Origin of the sequence: Desulfococcus sp. (assembly GCF_050178255.1) — a bacterium.
Lineage (GTDB): Bacteria > Desulfobacterota > Desulfobacteria > Desulfobacterales > Desulfococcaceae > Desulfococcus > Desulfococcus multivorans.
The window spans coordinates 13,050-31,048 of sequence record NZ_JBFXGG010000017.1 but is presented as its reverse complement, the minus strand read 5'-3'; the positions used below and the strand labels follow the sequence as shown (position 1 = coordinate 31,048).

The following is a 17,999-nucleotide window of genomic DNA, read 5'->3' as shown; positions in this document are numbered from 1 at the left end:
GAGCTCATTCTTCCCGCTTCTGAACGATATCCGCCGACATCAGCAGCTGTGAACTGAATTTCAGTCCGGCGGATTCTGCGGCGTCCAGATTGACTTCAAAGCGAAGCTGGTTCCGGTTCACAAAAAAATTGATGACCCCCCCCATGCGGGTGAACCCTTTGATTTCTCCGATACTCAGAATTCCCGGTTTCCGGACCATGCCCAGGGTCGGTGCCACGAATGTCTCGTCGTCCGAGGCGATGAATAGAATCTGGCAGGCATCCAGAGATTCGTCGGCCGCGATTTTTCTGACGTCGATCCTTCGGCCTTTCACGACTCTGTCCTGCAGGGAGAACAGCATGTCGGCGGCGGGGTTTGTGGAGGCGATGCACAAATTGATGGGGCTGTCGGAAGAGGGAAAGGTCTCGGGCGGCCATTGGGTAAACCGGATAAAATGATAGACGAAGCCCAACTTTACCTTGTACTCCGCGCCGGAGAGGGTCTCTCCGGAAACAACGCCCGGCAGCCAGGCCGTCAGGCAGAACAGGATGGCCCAGATCTTCAGGCCGGCGCGTCGATGTCCCGTCGATATCAAGCGAGTCCCCCTTAGAAGCACCAGTCCGCCTTGAGATAGATGCTGCGCTCCACCTCGATGGAAGAGAATTCGGCATGACGCGGCTCCAGGAGATTCTGACCCACCACAGACAGCTCCAGCCGGTCGGTGGGACGATAGGCGAGCCGGGCATCCAGTGAGGCATATTCATCCACGTCGTTCTCATTGAGTCGATCCACATACCGAAACCACAGATCCAGCTCGAGCTGCGACGTGATGTTGAGGGCGGAGCGAATGGATATCTGGTTTCTCGGGTTGCTCGCCTGGATAAGATAGGTTTCGTCCTCCCCTGTATCCAGGAGCCCCGGATTCAGATTGGTCTCGAGGAACGTATAGGAACCCTGGAGCAGCCAGAAAACGGTCGCCTGCCAATAGGCGGCCAGCTCGATACCGAAGGATTCCCCCCGGAGGCTGTTGTCGAAGTGCAACGGAACGATAACGTACGGGGCCCCTTCGACTTCAATTTTTCCGTCATGATCGTAGCGATAAGCGATGAGGTCTTCGTAATCGTTGTAAAATGCCGTGGTGTCGAACCACAGGCTCGACGCCGGCTGGAATCGATAGCCGGCCTCGTAGGCCACCAGGGTTTCGGCGTTGAGCCCATTGTCTCCCATCCCCCTGTAAACCACGGGCACCTGGCCGATCGCCGATGGATCCGGCAGGGTCACCTCCTGGACGATGCCGTCGTGCTCGACCCGGGACGGCACCCGGGCCGCACGCGACACCGCTCCCCAGAAGGAATGCCGCTCGTCGAGGTTCCAGAGAAGCCTGGCGCTGGGCTGAATTTCCCACCCCGTGTAATCGTTGTGTTCGAACTTGGCGCCCAACGTCAGGTTCAGCCGATCGAAAATTCGAATGCGGTCCTGGACAAAAGCGCTGTAGTATTGAAGTGTTTCCGCGTCAGGGTCGAGGATGGTTTCTTCGGAGTTCTTAAAATTATCGAGGATAAGCCGGTAATTGAGCCCCCAAACCAGCTCATGACGATCCCGAAACGGGAAACGGTGCTGAAAATCCAGATCGAAAGTACTCGCCTCTACATTGGCATAATCAATGTCCTTGTCGTAGTAGTCATAAAAGAACTGGAGGACGCTGTCGGATTTCTCCGAAAAGGTGCGGGTCCACCGGCTCAGCATGTGGCCGCCTTTCGCTCGCGAGGTATCCCGGATCTGACGAATATGGGGGGCTTCAGGGGCCAGCATGGGAATTTCGGCTCGGTACCGGTTCTTGAAAACCTCTCCCTGCAAAAAAACGCTGTCCCGGCCGTCTTTCGGCTTCCATTCCATTCGGGCACCGCCCCGGCCCGACTGCCAATCGCTGTTGACGCCGTCATCCTGAATCGGATCATCGCTCTGGAACAAACTGCCGCGATCGAAATATTTAGCGTAAATCCGGTAATGACTGTCACGGCCGAAAACGCCGCCATAGCGAAGCGTACCGATGCCCTCCTCGCTGCCGCCCAGTGCAGTCACCTCTCCCCCCTGGGTGTCGGCGGCTTTTTTGGTAATGATATTGATAACGCCGTTTACGGCATTGACGCCCCACAGTGCGGCCCCGGGTCCCCGGATAACCTCGATTCGGTCGATATCCTCCAGCACGGTATCCTGAATATCCCAGAAAACCCCCGATGCCAGGTGGGAATATATGCTGCGACCATCCATCAGAACGAGCAGTTTGTTAGCGAACAGTTGATTGAGATCCCGCATATTGACGGCCCATTCCGTAGCGGACACCCGAGCCACTTCCACGCCCGGCGCCATACGAAGGGCCTCGGGTATACTCGTCGCTCCTGATCGCCGGATATCGTCCTGGGTAATGACGAAGACGGCCGCCGGTATCTCGCTCAGATTTTTGGGCGTTTTGGAAGCCGAGGTGATCTTGACGCTTTTCAATTCCTCCAGACTGAACTGGGTAAAATCGATGTCGCCCTCGTCCGCCGGGCCCGCCGCGGAAACACCGGCCAACGGGGCCGTGAGCAGGATAATCCCAAGCACGACCCATCGGATTACATGCCGATGTTTTGAAGGTTGGACCACCTGTAACTGAAACATATATTCCTCACACACAAAAAGCTGTTTGGGTTTGTGGTGGGATATATTATATTTTTCCTGATAGAATGCAAACACTAAACGAAATCAAAAGATTTATTTCATAACAATATGGGAGAGCGCCATGCGTCATCCACTTTACCCGCATCTGTTTTCCCCTCTGGACCTCGGGTTCACTACACTGAAAAACCGGGTGCTCATGGGATCCATGCACACCGGACTTGAAGAGGCGCCCGGCGGCTTCAGCCGTTTGGCGGTCTATTATGCCGAACGGGTCCGGGGAGGTGCGGCCCTGATCGTCACGGGCGGCGTATCGCCCAACGCGGCGGGACGCACCACGGACGGGGCCGCCAAGCTGAATACCGACGCCGAAATGTCCCGGCACCGGGAGATTCCCAGAGCCGTGCATGCGGTCGGCGGGAAAATCGCCCTCCAGATTCTCCACGCCGGTCGATATGCCAATCATCGGGCTCCAGTGGCGCCGTCCCCGCTCCAGGCCCCCATCATCAGATTTAGCCCTCGTGCCCTGACCGACGAGGAGATTGAAGAGCAAATCCGGGATTTTGTCCGGTGTGCTGCGCTGGCGAAATCAGCGGGATATGACGGCGTAGAGATCATGGGGTCCGAGGGGTACCTCATCAACCAGTTCATCGCTCCCCGAACCAACCATCGAACCGATCGCTGGGGCGGGAGCTTTGAAAACCGCATCCGATTTCCCCTGGATGTTGTTCGGGGGATCCGGAAGGCCGTCGGCGAGGCCTTCATCATCCTGTACCGGCTGTCTCTCATCGACCTCGTCGACGGAGGCAGTACCTGGGATGAAGTACTCGCCCTGGGGCAGGCAATCGAAGGCGCGGGCGCAACATTCATCAACTCCGGTATTGGCTGGCACGAAGCGAGAGTCCCCACCATCGCCGCCATGGTTCCCCGAGCGGCTTTTACCTGGCTGACGGGTCGGCTTCGAAGCGCCGTTTCGATCCCGCTCATCACCGGCAATCGGATCAATATGCCCGAAACCGCCGAAACCGTCCTCGCCCGGGGCGATGCCGACATGATTTCCATGGCGCGGCCATTTCTGGCCGACCCGGAATTCGTCAAAAAGGCCCGGGAAATGCGCGCCGAAGAAATCAACACCTGCATCGGGTGCAATCAGGCCTGCCTGGATCACGTTTTCCAGGGACGCGTCGCATCCTGCCTGGTCAATCCCAGAGCATGCCGCGAAACCGAACTCACCTACATTCCCGCCCGAAAAAGAAAACGTCTTGCCGTAGTGGGCGCCGGTCCGGCAGGGATGTCCTTCGCCGTCATTGCCGCAAAGCGGGGGCACGACGTCACTCTTTTCGAAAAATCGGGCTGCATCGGAGGGCTGTTGAATATTGCCCGGCGCATTCCCGGAAAGTCTGAATTCGGGGAAACCCTCAGATATTTCGAGAAGCAATTGGAGATCAATCAGGTCAAGACCCGCCTTTATACGGAAGCCCGTTCGTCGGATTTGATGATGGCCGGGTATGACGCGATCATCCTGGCATCCGGGGTCGTTCCTCGGACCGTGACGATTCCCGGTGCCGACCACCCGAAGGTTCTGAACTACATGGCGGTGCTGAGCGACGAGAGACCGGTGGGCGGGCGGGTGGCCATCATCGGTGCGGGCGGCATCGGATTTGACGTCGCCGTTTACCTGACCCATGACGCCGCCGAGGTCGATCCGACGGTTTTTCTGCGGGAATGGGGCGTTGACACAGCATACGCGTCCCGGGGCGGTCTCCTTGAAACCGCCCGACAAACGCCGCAAGGCGCTCGGGAAATATACCTTCTGCAACGCAAAAGCGGAAAGCCGGGCAAGGATCTCGGCAAAACCACCGGATGGATTCATCGGACGGCCTTGATGCGCAAGGGCGTCAGGATGATGGGGGGCGTCACTTACCGCGGCATCGACGACAGGGGACTTCACATCGTCTTTCAAAACGAAGAGCGGCTGATCGAGGTGGACACCGTCGTCATCTGTGCCGGTCAGGATCCTCTCCGCACGCTGGAACCCGAACTCGTATCGGCAGGCATGCCCTGCTACTGCATCGGCGGCGCAGACAAGACCGCCCGACTCGATGCCAAGCGGGCAATTGCCCAGGGCGCACGGCTCGCTGCGGAAATTGATTTGAAATGTCCGGTATTCCATGGTAACGATTGAGTACAATGCATCCCCAAGCACCGATTCCAAAACGATTTCGGAAAGAAAGCCATTCCGGGTCGTCTGCGTTCCCCACCCTCGGCATCGTCGGCGATATCCGCCCATTGAAGCCCGTCCCACGGCCTCGGTCGATGGATGAGTCCCATCAAACGGAGTGAAACCATGAAAATCAGCAATGTGAACGAAATGCGGAGAATGGATCAGAAAGCCGTTCAACACTATGGCATTGTTGAAGAAATGCTGATGGAAAACGCCGGCCTGGCCGCCTATCGGGTGCTTTCGGCATCCATGAACATGGCCGGCAAACGCATTCTGGTCGTCTGCGGTATCGGCAACAACGGCGGCGACGGCCTGGTCGTGGCCCGAAAGATCCATTCCGGCGGCGGTGATCCCCGCGTAATCATTCTTTCGGATCCGGCGGGATACAAAGGCGCAGCCGGAACCAATTTCAGCATTATCTCACGGCTGGGCCTGAACGTTCGCGTCATCGACGACGCCGGATCTCTGCACGACGATCTTTGTTGCTGCGACGCCGTTGTCGACGCCATCTTCGGCACCGGGCTCACCCGTCCGGTGGAAGGGCACTACCGGGAGGTCATCCAGCGCATCAACCGCAGCGGAAAACCCGTCCTGAGCCTTGACATCCCTTCAGGCGTGGCAGGGGATACCGGCCGGATCATGGGCGAAGCCGTCCGCGCCGGCGACACAGTGACTTTCGGCCTGCCCAAGGTCGGCAATCTGCTTTACCCCGGGTACGATCAGGGGGGCCGGCTCCACGTCTCCCACATCTCTTTTCCACCCGCGCTTTATCAATCCGAAGCCCTCACCATCGCCCTGAACGACATGCCGAACCTGCCGTCCAGGGACCCTGTCGCGCACAAGGGAAGCTTCGGTAACGCTCTTTTCATCGCCGGGGCCGCCGCTTATTTCGGCGCCCCCTATTTCTCAGCGTCCGCGTTTCTGAAGGCGGGAGGCGGGTATGCCCGGTTGGCCGCGCCCCGCTCCATCATCCCGGTGGTTGCCCAGAAAGCGAGCGAAATCGTTTTTCATCCCCAGGTGGAGACCGCAAGCGGCAGCATCGCATCGACCAACGAAACAGCCCTTCGAGAGCTCGCCCGCCCGATGGATATGGTGGTAATGGGCCCGGGCCTCTCCCTCGACAGAGAAACCCAGGCCCTGGTGCGAGCCCTTACCCCCGCCCTCGGGGCGCCGCTCCTCCTGGACGGCGACGGCATCACCGCCGTTGCCGAAGACCTTGACGGCGTACGACAACGAAAACCGCCCACTATCCTCACCCCCCACCTTGGAGAAATGGCCAGGCTGACCGGGAAAACCATCGACACGATCTCTGCGGATCCGATAGAGATGCTGCGGAGGACGGCAATGGATCTCGGCGCCGTGATCGTCCTCAAGGGCCCCCACTCCCTCATCGGCTTTCCCGACGGTCGGGTGCGGATCAACATGAGCGGCAACGCCGGCATGGCAACCGCGGGCTCGGGGGATGTTCTCACGGGAACTATCGCGGCGCTGGTCGGCCTCGGGATGTCCCCGGAAGCCGCCGCCGCCGGGGGGACATTCCTCCACGGCATGGCCGGGGACCTGGCCGCGGATCAAAAAGGACAGGACGGCATGACCGCCCGGGACATCCTCGATTTTCTCCCCATGGCGCTCAAGGCCGTCCGGGAAGAGAAAACATCGTCTCAACCCTTTTACGGGGACAGATACCGAATTCCCGTGGTCGATGCCTGACGCCGGGGCACCGAAAGACGCCAGTGGTGTGCACGACCGTCGGCACCGTTGGAGGCCGAAGGCTGAAGGCTGAAGACTGAAGGGGCATCGCCGCCCCGTTCATCACAAACGCACCCTTTCAGCCTTCAGCCTCGACTGGCGATCAGCGGTCCGGACGCAAGCGCGTTTCATGGCCGCCCGAAGCAAGCTTTGAAGGTTTTTGTCGGATTTACCGCAGCCCTCAATAAAATGTTTCCGAATAGACTCTACCGCCGGGGAAGCGATCATCGATGATCAGGGTGGCCTCCCGGATCATCTCTCGCCGGCCGCAGAGATAGAAATCATACTCCCCCGGCGGAAGGCGGTCGGCTAAAAATACCGTTACCCTGCCATGGAAGGCGTCCCCGGGGAAGGCGGCATCCGTCGCGGTGGAGAGGCAGGGGACATAGCGAAGGGCAGATGTGCGGAAAAGCGCCTCGTAATAGAGGTCGGCCGCCGTCTGAACGCCGTGGAGCAGAATGAATCCTGCAATACCGGATCTGGCCATGGAAACGAACGGGGCGATTCCCGTACCGGTGGCGACAAACACCACCGGTTTTCCGGCACTCTGATAGGTAAAATATCCCTGGGGTCCGATGAACTCGAGAGTCGTTCCCATTTCGGTTTTCCCAAGAAAGGAGGAGTAAGCGCCGGCAGTCCGGACCAACAGTCGGATATCCGGATCCGATGGCGCGGTAATAAGGGAATATTCCCTCTCCATCATCCCGGAGATATCGTCACATCGGAAACGAATGAATTGTCCGGGTTCGAAGCCGAATTCCGCAGGCCGCCGCAGGCCGATTTCAAATGTTGCGGGGGACAGCCATTGCCGGTCTATCACCTGAGTACGGTAGAATTTCGGAGCGGCATCCCGGGACATCTTTTCACCCTTTCCACTGAATATCGGTAACGCCGGCAGCCAGATTGCAGTATCGGGCCAGCATGAAAAGATAATCTGAAAGGCGGTTGATATACGTCAAAAGATCCTGCACCGCCTCGAGGCGTAAATCCACCACGCCCCGCTCTCCCAAACGGATGATTCGACGCTCGGCGCGCCGGCATACCGTCCTGGCCACATGAGCCCATGCGGCGGGTATACTCCCCCCGGGGAGGATGAAGGATTTCAGCGGCGGCAGCTCCAGGTCCATCCGATCCATGGCCGACTCCAGTGCCCGGATCCTGTCCGGACCGATCCTTTCAAGCGAGCCAAAATGGGGGGCATCAGGTGTAGTTGCCAGAAGAGCGCCGATAACCATAAGATCCTTCTGAATCCCATGGACCTCTTCTCGAATGCTCGTTCGATCCCCCGTTAAGGATGCCGTGAGGGCACCCATAACCGCATTCAATTCATCAATATCTCCATACGCCTCAACCCGATCATCGCTCTTGTCAACCCGCTCTCCGCTGAAAAGGCTCGTTTTTCCTCGATCACCGCCGCCGGTATAGATTTTCACCACAGACTCCTTGGTTCTTGTTTTCCGTGTTTGCCGCACCTTTATGCAATCACCGGTCTACGAAAGTAGAGAATTGAGATATCAAATCGATTCCATGAAGGCAATACTTTTAAACGTATTGTTAATATTCAACTTTCGGTTTTCAAGGGTTGATGCCGGCAGGGAACGTCCCGCACGGTTTGGTTCAAGTGCCGCTGAAGCCTGCTCCGGACAGCCCGAAAATGCCCTTAAGCGCAAACCGTCCGGGTCGCTTGAAGACTGAAGGCTGAAGGCTATAGGCTGAAGGGGTGCGTTTGTGAGGAACGGGACGGTGATGCCCCTTCAGTCTTCAGCCTTCGGCCTTCAGTCTCTAAAGGCTCACCATCACGAGAGCCGACAGTTGAGTCGGTTTTCCAAAAACATACACGCGGATGGCAGGCAGTGGTTTTGATTTTTCTTGAATGCCGGCGCCAATCAGGTTAAAATATTATATTATGATCTCAAGCTCGGCCTCTCCGTTGATCAGCGTTATCATACCGACCCATAACCGGGCCTGGATTCTCAGGGACGCCATCGATTCAGTCCTCTCCCAGAAGGATTGCACCTTCGAGCTGATCGTCGTGGACGACGGCTCCACGGACGACACACCGGAGTTGCTTCGATCCTACGGAAACCGCCTCACCGCCATCCGACAGGAAAACCGCGGCGTCTCTGCGGCCCGGAACCTGGGGATCCGAAACGCAACCGGTCGATTTATCGCTTTTCTCGATTCCGACGACTACTGGCTTCCCGGGAAGCTTGCGGCCCAGGCCGCCTTTTTCAACGGCCGGTCGAACGCCCTCATCTGTCAGACCCAGGAAATCTGGATCCGGAACGGCGTCCGGGTCAATCCCCGCAAGCGACACCGTAAACGGACAGGAATGATCTTCGAACCGTCATTGCACCTCTGCCTGATCAGTCCTTCGGCTGTCATGATGCATCGATCCCTGTTCGACGTGGTCGGGCTATTCGATGAATCCCTGCCCGCCTGCGAGGATTACGACCTGTGGCTCCAGATCAGTTGCCGTTTTCCGGTTTTGCTGGTCGACGCACCCCTCGTCGTCAAACGCGGCGGACATCCCGACCAGCTCTCCCGGACACCGGGTCTGGACCGATTCCGGATCGCCGCTCTGGTGAAATGTATCGAACGCGCCCCCCTTACCGCCCTTCAACGCAATGCCGCTATCCGTGTCCTTGCGGATAAATGCCGGATCTACGGCGAAGGATGCCTGAAACGGGGACGCCGCGACGAGGCGCCCTACTATCTGAACCTTCCCCACCGATACCTTTCCCTGTACAAGAATGAGGACTGATCTCCGGTTGTTCGGCTTTCCCGGCATATCGTCCTTGAAACAGGGTTGATCTTTTGAAGGCCATGTACTAAATACCAATAACGAATCTTATCCAAATCCGTGCTTGTCCATGGAAAGCACTCGGAATAACCGTTACCGGCGGTCTACCGCCGACTCATGGGAAGATGAGGATCACCGATGGATCAAATGGATGCACCCGCTCCTTACGGCGGCGAACTGGTCAACCTGTTGGTGGATGATGAACGCATCGAATTGCTGAAAAAGATTGCCGGCAAGCTGACGGAGCTCACATTGACGGATCGCCAGATGTGCGATGTGGAGCTGCTCGCCACAGGCGCTTTTTCCCCCCTTCGGGGCTTCATGGTTCAATCCGAATATGCATCGGTGCTGGACCGGATGCAGCTCCAGAACGGACTGGTATGGCCGCTTCCCATCTGCCTGGATGTCAACGACCTCGCGGCAAGAACCCTGGAGGCCGGACAATCCGTCGCGCTCAGAGATGCCGAAGGCTTTCTCCTGGCGGTAATGCACATCGAGGATATTTTTCCGGCCGAAAAGGAAAAGGAGGCCGAGAAGATCTACGGGACCCGCGACCCCGCTCATCCGGGCGTCGACCACCTCATGAACGCCTGCGGAGATACCTACATCGGGGGCCGCATCGAAGCGATCCATTTGCCTCCCCATTTCGATTTTCAACGACTGCGAAGATCGCCGGTTGAAATCCGGCAGATGGCCGAAAAACTGGGATGGAACAGAATGGTCGGTTTCCACACCCGGAATCCCATCCATCGTCCCCAGTTCGAGTTGACCCTGAAGGCCATGCGAAAGGCCTCCGCCAACCTGCTCCTTCTCCCGACGGTCGGTATCACGATGCCCGGGGATTTCGACCATTACACCCGGATCAAATGCTACAGGGAGATTGCCAAACGCTACCCTCCCGACGCCCACATCCTGAACCTGCTGCCTTTGGCCAATCGCATGGCCGGTCCCAGGGAAGCACTCCTTCACGCGATTATCGCCAGGAACTTTGGATGTTCCCATTTTATTATCGGGGAGCATCACGGATCGCCGGACACAGACCAAAACGGACAGCCCTTCTATCCGGGCGCCGCAGCCCGGGAGTTCGCCGAGGCTTTCGACGGTCATATCGGCATTCAGATTCTGGGTTTTCAGGAGATGCTCTACCTGCCCTTCGAAGACGAGTACCGCTTTGCGGATCAGGTTCCCGACGGCACTCAGACCCTGTCCTTTTCGGGATTCGACATCCGTACCCGTATCCGCACCGGGCGAAAGGTCCCGCTCTGGGCCAGCTTTCCCGAGGTGATCTCGGCCCTTCGAAAAGCCTACCCACCCCCCAGGAAACAAGGGCTTACGGTTTTTTTTACAGGACTTTCCGGTGCAGGGAAATCAACCCTTGCCAAGATTCTCTATGCCCGTTTCATGGAGCTGGGCGACCGGCCCGTCACCCTGCTGGACGGGGACATCGTGCGGCAGAATCTCTCCCGGGAACTCAGCTTTTCAAAAGAACATCGGGACATCAATGTCCGTCGCATCGGTTTTGTGGCGAGCGAAATCACCAAAAACCGCGGCATCGCCATCTGCGCTCCGATCGCACCCTATGCCTCGACCCGAACCGAGATCCGAAGACGCATCGAAGAATATGGAGGATTTGCAGAAGTTCATGTGGCGACGCCCATTGAAGAATGCGAAAAACGGGACCGAAAAGGCATGTATGCCAAGGCCAGAGCAGGACTCATCAAAGGTTTCACCGGAGTGGACGATCCCTACGAACCCCCTGAATGCCCCGAACTTCGTATCGATACGACCCACATGACGCCCAATGAAGCGGTAAAGGATATCCTGCTGTTCCTGGGCGAAAAAGGTTATATCTGATCGCGGCCCAGCGGTCACGGGCCGGGGTCGGCTGATTGAAAAACGTCAACGAGGTTGATTCATGATACATCCGGTTATTCTGGCAGGCGGATCGGGCACACGACTGTGGCCCCTTTCGCGGGAGCTCTATCCCAAGCAGCTGCTGAAGCTGGTGACGGAGAACACGATGCTCCAGGACACCCTGCTTCGGCTTACGGGCATCGCCGAATTGGGCGCCCCCATCGTCGTCTGCAATGAAAATCATCGCTTCATGGTTGCGGAGCAGATCAGAGCCCTCGGCCTGAATCATGCCGACATCATACTGGAGCCGGTCGGCAGAAACACGGCCCCGGCCGCAGCCGTAGCCGCCTTGCGGGCGCTGTCGTCGGGAAACGACCCGCTCCTTCTAATTCTGCCGGCCGACCATTTCATTCGGGATACGGCTGTATTTCACCGAGCCCTTCAGACCGGGGTCCGCTTTGCGGAACAGGATCGTCTCGTCACCTTTGGTATTGTTCCCGAAACTCCGGAGACCGGCTACGGCTATATCAAAAAAGGGCGGGCTCTTGACGAGCCCGGACCAGACAAGAATTCCATCGCCGTCGCCATCGATCGATTCGCGGAAAAACCCGACCTGGACACGGCCGTCGCCTATATCGATTCAGGCGACTACTGCTGGAACAGCGGTATGTTCCTTTTCAGAGCGAAGACCCTCGTGCAGGAAATGGAAAACTGGGTTCCCGAAATAGTGGCAGCCTGCAAACATGCCCTTGCGAAGGGGAAAAAGGACCTCGACTTCTTCAGGCTTGACTGCGGCGCCTTCGAGGCGTGTCCCAGCGATTCCATCGACTACGCCGTCATGGAAAAAACCGCCAGAGGCGTTATGATCCCTCTCCAGGCCGGATGGAGCGACCTGGGATCCTGGGAAGCCCTCTGGCAGGCGGGAACAAAAGACGCCCACGACAACGTCGTCCAGGGCGACGTGCTGCTTCATGATGTCGGCAATTCCTACCTCAGAGCCGATTCCCGGCTCGTTGCGGCTGTTGGGCTCAAAGACCACATCGTTGTGGAGACCGCCGATGCGGTGCTCATTTCACCTCGCAGCGAGGTACAGGATGTCAGGAGCCTTGTCGACAAGCTCAAGAAGGCACGGCGCATCGAGAGCGTCACCCACAAAACCGTCTACAAGCCCTGGGGCACCACCGAAAATCTGGTGAAATCAGAGCGCTTTCAGGTCAACCGCCTTACGGTGAAACCCGGTGCCGTGCTCTCTCTCCAGAAGCATTTCAACCGGGCCGAACACTGGATCGTTGTCCGGGGAACCGCCCTGGTTATCAGGGGGGAGGAAGAAATGATCCTTAAAGAAGACAGCTCCACATATATTCCCCACGGCATGGCTCACCGCCTGAGCAATCCCGGCAAGATCCCTCTGGAGATCATCGAGGTCCAGTCCGGAGATTATCTGGGGGAAAACGATATTATCCGCCTTGAGGATCCTTACGGCGAGACGCCTGGACCCTTGTGACGAGGCGGTCAAACAAGCGATCGAAGATTCGCGAAGCCTCTTTCAGCGCTTCTCTGGAATCAAAAACCGATTCCAATTCCTGGAAAAGCGTGTTGTAGGCCGGCACCCCTCCACAAGGGATCGATGCGATCGGATCGCCGGTCGCCCGCCCATAATCCACGGAAGGCTTCGGGTACTTTCGATCCTCGAAAAAGTAGCTCCCCAGCTTGCCGGGCCTGGCTCTGAACGGCCAGTCCCGACGGATCGCGAAAAAATCTCGAATTACACTCTCCCGATCGTCGTCCCCCAATATGTCTCCGGATACCAGCGGACGTTCTATCCGTTTTTCAAGTTCATGAAAAAACGCCGTCACCAAAGCGACTTCCGTCACGATCAGCCCATAGGCGTGCCAATCGTCGGCCACCCCTCGAAGCACTTGTTTGTACACCGGATTGAGGGTCTTACAGGACATGCAGAAATAAGTGCGACATGCCATGCCGCCGTAGTAGCTGAGGCCTCGTAAATCGATCCCCGCGTTTCCTTCACCGAGAGGATGAAGAAGGCATCCCACACGGGATCGTTTTTTTCCCACCAGGCCGAGATATGGACAATGATAAAATTCAGGATAGGGTCGATCCTGAGATTCACGCACCAGAACGGCGTTGCCGAATGCCAGGATGGCCGCCACATCCCTCGGAATTTCGGCAAATGCGCGCGTCCGACGATTCAGGTTGTCCAGCAGGGCCTCCCGTGAGGCATCGGCAACATTGTAAAGGCCGCAACAGGCCCCGCACGAGACGTCCTCGTTCACCTGGCAGAGATAGACCCCACCCGGAACGCCGATATCCTTTTCAATCAGTGAAACCATCTCTTCGCTTCCCACCACCGGCGCCGCCATTGGATGGAGGGCAAGGGGCGCGGTCTATCTATAAAACAAACCCGATCGAATCCAGAGGAGTTGTTGCGGACAGTCGCGGATTGGAAATGGTCGTCCCGGACAGCCGAAGATCCGACTGCCCGGAAATTACGCTACATCACGCTGGAGAAAAAACCGGCCTTCAGGAACTCCCGGTTCGCGCGGGCAATGTTGACGATGGAGATTTCTTTGGGGCATTCCGCCTCGCACTCTCTTTCGTTGCTGCAGTTGCCGAAGCCCAGGGCATCCATCTCCCGGATCATGTTGAGGGCTCTGCGAGCCGCCTCCGGACGTCCCTGGGGAAGAAGCGCCAGATGAGAAATTTTGGCGCTGGTGAAGAGCATGGCGGAGGCGTTGGGACATGCCGCGACACAAGCTCCGCAACCGATGCACTGGGCGGCATCCATGGCTTTTTCCGCTACATCCTGGGAAATCGAGATGGCATTGGCGTCCGGGGCTCCTCCGGCGTTGACGGAGATAAACCCGCCCGCCTGGATGATACCGTCAAGGGCGCTTCGGTCGATCATCAAGTCTTTCAAAACCTTGAACGCCCGAGCGCGGAAAGGTTCGATGACCACCGTGTCGCCGTCCTTGAAATGACGCATGTGGAGTTGGCAAAGGGTTGTCCCCTTTTCATGGCCGTGGGGATGCCCTCCGACCACGCAGCCGCATTGGCCGCATATCCCCTCCCGGCAGTCGCTGTCAAATGCGATGGGGTCCTTGTCTGAGAGCGTCAGCTCTTCGTTGACGACATCGAGCATCTCCAGGAAGGACATATCCGTCGAAATGTTATTGGCGCTGTAATCTTCAAACCGGCCTTTATCCTTGGGACCGTTCTGACGCCATACCTTCAGGGTTAGATTAATAGCTTTCGATGTCACTTGTAGCTCCTTTGCGTTAGTTTGACGTATTCAAATTCCAGGGGCTCTTTGTGGAGTACGGGGTCCTCGCCCGGTCCTCGATCTTCCCAGGCGGCGGCATAGCAGAAATTGTCATCGTCCCGAAGCGCCTCGCCCTCTTCGGTCTGGAACTCCTCGTTGAAGTGGCCACCGCAGGATTCCTGACGATGGCGGGCATCAACGACCATCAGTTCGGCGAACTCGAGAAAATCGGCCACACGGCCGGCTTTTTCAAGGCTCTGGTTAATATTCCGGGTCTCGCCGGGAACCCGAACATTTTCCCAGAATTCCGAACGAAGTTCCTGAATCATGCCTCTCGCCTTGTCGAGACCGTCGTTGTTCCGGGCCATGCCGCAATATTCCCACAGGATATGGCCGAGTTTTTTGTGAAAATCGTCCACGGTCCGCTTGCCGTTGATGGACATGAGCTTGTTGATACGATCGCTCACCTGACCGAGGGTATCCTTGAAGGCCGGATGATCGGTGGTGACGATCTCATGGGATTCACCGGCAAGGTATCCGCCGATGGTATACGGGATGACAAAATAGCCGTCCGCCAGGCCTTGCATCAGAGCACTGGCGCCCAACCGGTTGGCACCGTGATCGGAAAAATTGCACTCACCCGCGGCGAACAGACCCGGGACGGTAGTCATCAGATTGTAATCGACCCAAAGGCCCCCCATGGTGTAGTGAACCGCCGGATAGATCATCATCGGCATCTGATAGGGATCCTGAGCCGTTATCTTTTCGTACATCTGGAACAAGTTGCCGTATTTCTTGGCGATGACGTTTCGGCCGTCCCGCTCTATGGCGTCCCGGAAATCGAGGTAGACGGCCAGGCCGGTCTCGCCGACACCCCGCCCCTGATCACACTGTTCCTTGGCGTTTCGAGATGCGACGTCTCGAGGCACCAGGTTGCCGAAGCTTGGATATTTCTCCTCGAGATAGTAAAAGCGCTCGGATTCGGGAATGTCACCGGGGGCCCGCTTGTCGCCCGGTTTTTTGGGAACCCACACCCGACCGTCGTTCCGGAGACTCTCGCTCATGAGGGTGAGCTTCGATTGATAGTCGCCATGGACGGGAATGCAGGTGGGATGGATTTGAGTGTAACAGGGGTTGCCGAAGAAAGCGCCTCGACGATAACATCGGTAGGAGGCGTTGACGTTACAGTTCATGGCATTGGTGGAGAGGAAAAAGACATTCCCGTATCCGCCGGTGGCCAATACCACCGCATGAGCTGCGTATGTCTCGATCTCGCCGTTGATCAGGTTCCGGGTCACGATACCCCTGGCCTTGCCGCCGACGAGCACCAGATCGAGCATCTCCCGCCGGGGATACATCTTTACCTTGCCGGCCGCGATCTGCCGGGAAAGAGAGGCATACGCCCCCAACAGCAGCTGCTGCCCCGTCTGGCCGCGGGCATAGAAGGTTCTGGAGACCTGGGCGCCGCCGAAGGAACGGTTGGCCAGTTGACCGCCGTATTCCCGGGCAAAAGGGATGCCCTGGGCCACACCTTGGTCAATGATGTTCCGGCTGACCTGGGCCAGGCGATACACGTTGGCCTCACGTGCCCGGAAATCGCCTCCTTTGACCGTATCGTAGAACAACCGCCAGATGGAGTCACCGTCATTCTGGTAATTTTTAGCGGCATTGATGCCGCCCTGGGCCGCGATACTGTGAGCCCTTCTCGGGCTGTCCTGAATGCAGAAGTTCTTGACATTGTACCCCAACTCGGCAAGCGTCGCAGCGGCGGCACCCCCGGCCAGGCCGGTGCCGACGACGATAATGTCGTATTTTCTTTTGTTGGCGGGATTGACGAGTTTGAGATCAAAACGATGTTTGTCCCATTTATCCTGGATGGGACCGCTCGGAATCTTGGCATCAAGCTGCATGGACGAAACCTCCTTAGGCAAGAATGGAAACATAAATCGGAATGAAGCCGAAGCCGACGCCGACGAGAATGCTGAACGCGATACCCGCCACATGGATGATCGGCATGTATTTGGGATGGTTGGCGCCAAGAGTCTGGAAGGCGCTCCAGAAACCGTGGCTGACGTGGACGGCGACGACAATCATGGCGGCGACATAAGTGATCACATACAGGGGATTGGAAAAGGCATTTGAAACAATTTCAAAGATCGTGGTGTGGGTTTTGTCGACGAAATGAAAGTTCAGCAGGTGAAAAATGATGAAAAGCAGCATCAGGATACCGGTATAGGGCATGGTTTGGGAGCCGATGGTGCGTCCTCCGCCGCTTTTGTTGACGGCATAGCGAACCGGTCTTGCCGTGTAGTTCTGGTAGAAGAGGTAGAGCCCGACACCCACATGGACAACGGCGAAGGTCAGGAGCCCCAACTCCATCAGGGTAATCAGGGGACCCAGGGAATGGAGGTGTTCCGCGTAGCTGTTAAAGGCATCCTTTCCCCCATAAATGGTCAGGTTTCCGGCAAGATGTCCCGACAGGAACCCGATGAAGCCCAGGCCGGTAAGGGCCATGAAGAGCTTCTTCCCGATGGAAGTTCCCACAGTCTTTGCAATCCAATTCATCTTTTCCTCCACTGCTAAAGAGTTGAAATGTGGTTATATAATAAATCCCCAAACAAATAAGGAAGTTAAATTTATCCAAGCCAGGAATGATCATGGCCTGCAAACAATAGTTACTATTGGTTTCACTCCGGTCTGTCAACATAATTTTTGAGCCACCATTCATCCCACTCCGTCTCCATGATCTTTTGGGCCAGCAATTTCCCCGTTTCCGTCTTGAGGCGCTGCAATACCGTAGGCAGCCATTTTTGGGGCGGCGAGTGCCCGATGTCCATAAGCGCCTTCAAATCGAGTATGAAGGCGATTTGATCCGCGTCATGGGCCAGAAGCGATTCCCGGGTTTCACCGGATCGGAACTCTTCGATCAACCCGGCTATACTCGAACCGAAAGGAAGGTCCTTTATCGTATGACGGACCGCTTTGGCCTCGTTGGATGACACATAGTTTTTTTGCACGTAGTTGAGATCTCCGGTTCGGGCTTCGGGGAGATCGTGGATCAGACACATGGAAATCAGCTTCAGGGCGTCGACGCTTGGATCCATTTCCGCCATGGCATACGCGATGAAGGTGATCATGAAAGAATGTTCCGCCACAGACTCCTCTCCGGCACCCAGAAAATGGTATCCCGACCGGGGAATTTCCTTCAACATTTTTGCTTCAAACAACAAGTTTACAATTGTTCTCATATATTTCTCCGTTTTTTCATAGAGTTACATCCTTTTTTTTCTTTCAGGGCACACCGAAATCATGACGCCGCAGGCACAATACAACGCATTAATTTTATTGTATTTTAATTATCATAACCATTCTTGTGCAATTCGCTTGACACCCTATTTTTGTTCATATACCTTAGAACATTTGAAATACATAGGTTTAAAAGCACAACGATC

The 17,999-nt window shown here is 56.9% G+C and carries 14 protein-coding genes; 5 read left to right on the top strand and 9 right to left on the bottom strand.

The window, feature by feature from the left end; all coding sequences use genetic code 11:
• Nucleotides 1–4: 4 nt before the first annotated feature.
• A complete protein-coding gene (locus AB7S84_RS05435; protein ID WP_040415223.1) occupies nucleotides 5–574 on the bottom strand; it encodes a YfiR family protein in 570 nt (189 codons plus the stop codon).
• An 11-nt stretch (nucleotides 575–585) separates the two neighbouring features.
• Nucleotides 586–2,640, bottom strand: a complete 2,055-nt coding sequence (locus AB7S84_RS05430) for a TonB-dependent receptor plug domain-containing protein (protein WP_428153299.1) — start codon at nucleotides 2,638–2,640, stop codon at nucleotides 586–588.
• A 121-nt stretch (nucleotides 2,641–2,761) separates the two neighbouring features.
• Here AB7S84_RS05430 and AB7S84_RS05425 point away from each other — a divergent pair, with 121 nt between their 5' ends.
• Together AB7S84_RS05425 and AB7S84_RS05420 are read left to right on the top strand one after the other, a co-directional pair.
• A complete protein-coding gene (locus AB7S84_RS05425; RefSeq protein WP_020877207.1) occupies nucleotides 2,762–4,822 on the top strand; it encodes an FAD-dependent oxidoreductase in 2,061 nt (686 codons plus the stop codon).
• Nucleotides 4,823–4,984: 162 nt separating this feature from the next.
• Entirely contained in the window at nucleotides 4,985–6,571 is a 1,587-nt protein-coding gene (locus tag AB7S84_RS05420) for an NAD(P)H-hydrate dehydratase (RefSeq protein WP_020877206.1), read from the top strand.
• A gap of 220 nt (nucleotides 6,572–6,791) precedes the next feature.
• Here the strand turns inward: AB7S84_RS05420 and AB7S84_RS05415 are convergent, their stop codons facing one another.
• Nucleotides 6,792–7,469 (bottom strand): ferredoxin--NADP reductase, encoded by a 678-nt coding sequence (locus tag AB7S84_RS05415; RefSeq protein WP_020877205.1) that lies wholly within the window; start codon nucleotides 7,467–7,469, stop codon nucleotides 6,792–6,794.
• A 4-nt stretch (nucleotides 7,470–7,473) separates the two neighbouring features.
• Nucleotides 7,474–8,043 carry a cob(I)yrinic acid a,c-diamide adenosyltransferase gene (locus AB7S84_RS05410; RefSeq protein WP_020877204.1) on the bottom strand — a complete coding sequence of 190 codons (570 nt, stop codon included), beginning with the start codon at nucleotides 8,041–8,043 and terminating at the stop codon, nucleotides 7,474–7,476.
• A gap of 473 nt (nucleotides 8,044–8,516) precedes the next feature.
• Here AB7S84_RS05410 and AB7S84_RS05405 point away from each other — a divergent pair, with 473 nt between their 5' ends.
• The 3 genes from AB7S84_RS05405 to AB7S84_RS05395 all read left to right on the top strand — a co-directional run bounded on the left by AB7S84_RS05405 (nucleotide 8,517) and on the right by AB7S84_RS05395 (nucleotide 12,771).
• The gene (locus AB7S84_RS05405; RefSeq protein ID WP_428153295.1) at nucleotides 8,517–9,374 is read left to right on the top strand and encodes a glycosyltransferase family 2 protein; all 858 of its coding nucleotides are present in this window, start codon (nucleotides 8,517–8,519) and stop codon (nucleotides 9,372–9,374) included.
• A 177-nt stretch (nucleotides 9,375–9,551) separates the two neighbouring features.
• A complete protein-coding gene (locus AB7S84_RS05400; RefSeq protein ID WP_020877202.1) occupies nucleotides 9,552–11,267 on the top strand; it encodes a bifunctional sulfate adenylyltransferase/adenylylsulfate kinase in 1,716 nt (571 codons plus the stop codon).
• Nucleotides 11,268–11,328: 61 nt separating this feature from the next.
• Nucleotides 11,329–12,771, top strand: coding sequence for a mannose-1-phosphate guanylyltransferase/mannose-6-phosphate isomerase (locus tag AB7S84_RS05395; protein WP_020877201.1), 1,443 nt, complete (start codon nucleotides 11,329–11,331; stop codon nucleotides 12,769–12,771).
• Here the strand turns inward: AB7S84_RS05395 and AB7S84_RS05390 are convergent.
• From AB7S84_RS05390 to AB7S84_RS05370, 5 genes are all read right to left on the bottom strand, one after another.
• On the bottom strand, nucleotides 12,725–13,618 hold the full coding sequence (locus AB7S84_RS05390) for a hypothetical protein (protein ID WP_144016532.1): 894 nt from the start codon (nucleotides 13,616–13,618) through the stop codon (nucleotides 12,725–12,727). The genes AB7S84_RS05395 and AB7S84_RS05390 overlap by 47 nt on opposite strands.
• Before the next feature lie 161 nt (nucleotides 13,619–13,779).
• Nucleotides 13,780–14,547 carry a succinate dehydrogenase/fumarate reductase iron-sulfur subunit gene (locus AB7S84_RS05385; RefSeq protein WP_020877199.1) on the bottom strand — a complete coding sequence of 256 codons (768 nt, stop codon included), beginning with the start codon at nucleotides 14,545–14,547 and terminating at the stop codon, nucleotides 13,780–13,782.
• The gene (locus AB7S84_RS05380; protein WP_428153291.1) at nucleotides 14,544–16,457 is read right to left on the bottom strand and encodes a fumarate reductase/succinate dehydrogenase flavoprotein subunit; all 1,914 of its coding nucleotides are present in this window, start codon (nucleotides 16,455–16,457) and stop codon (nucleotides 14,544–14,546) included. Before AB7S84_RS05380 ends, AB7S84_RS05385 begins: the two co-directional genes overlap by 4 nt.
• Nucleotides 16,458–16,470: 13 nt before the next feature.
• Nucleotides 16,471–17,112, bottom strand: coding sequence for a succinate dehydrogenase cytochrome b subunit (locus AB7S84_RS05375; protein ID WP_020877197.1), 642 nt, complete (start codon nucleotides 17,110–17,112; stop codon nucleotides 16,471–16,473).
• Nucleotides 17,113–17,234: 122 nt separating this feature from the next.
• Complete coding sequence (locus tag AB7S84_RS05370; protein ID WP_020877196.1) at nucleotides 17,235–17,795, bottom strand: HD domain-containing protein; 561 nt, start codon at nucleotides 17,793–17,795, stop codon at nucleotides 17,235–17,237.
• Nucleotides 17,796–17,999: the final 204 nt, after the last annotated feature.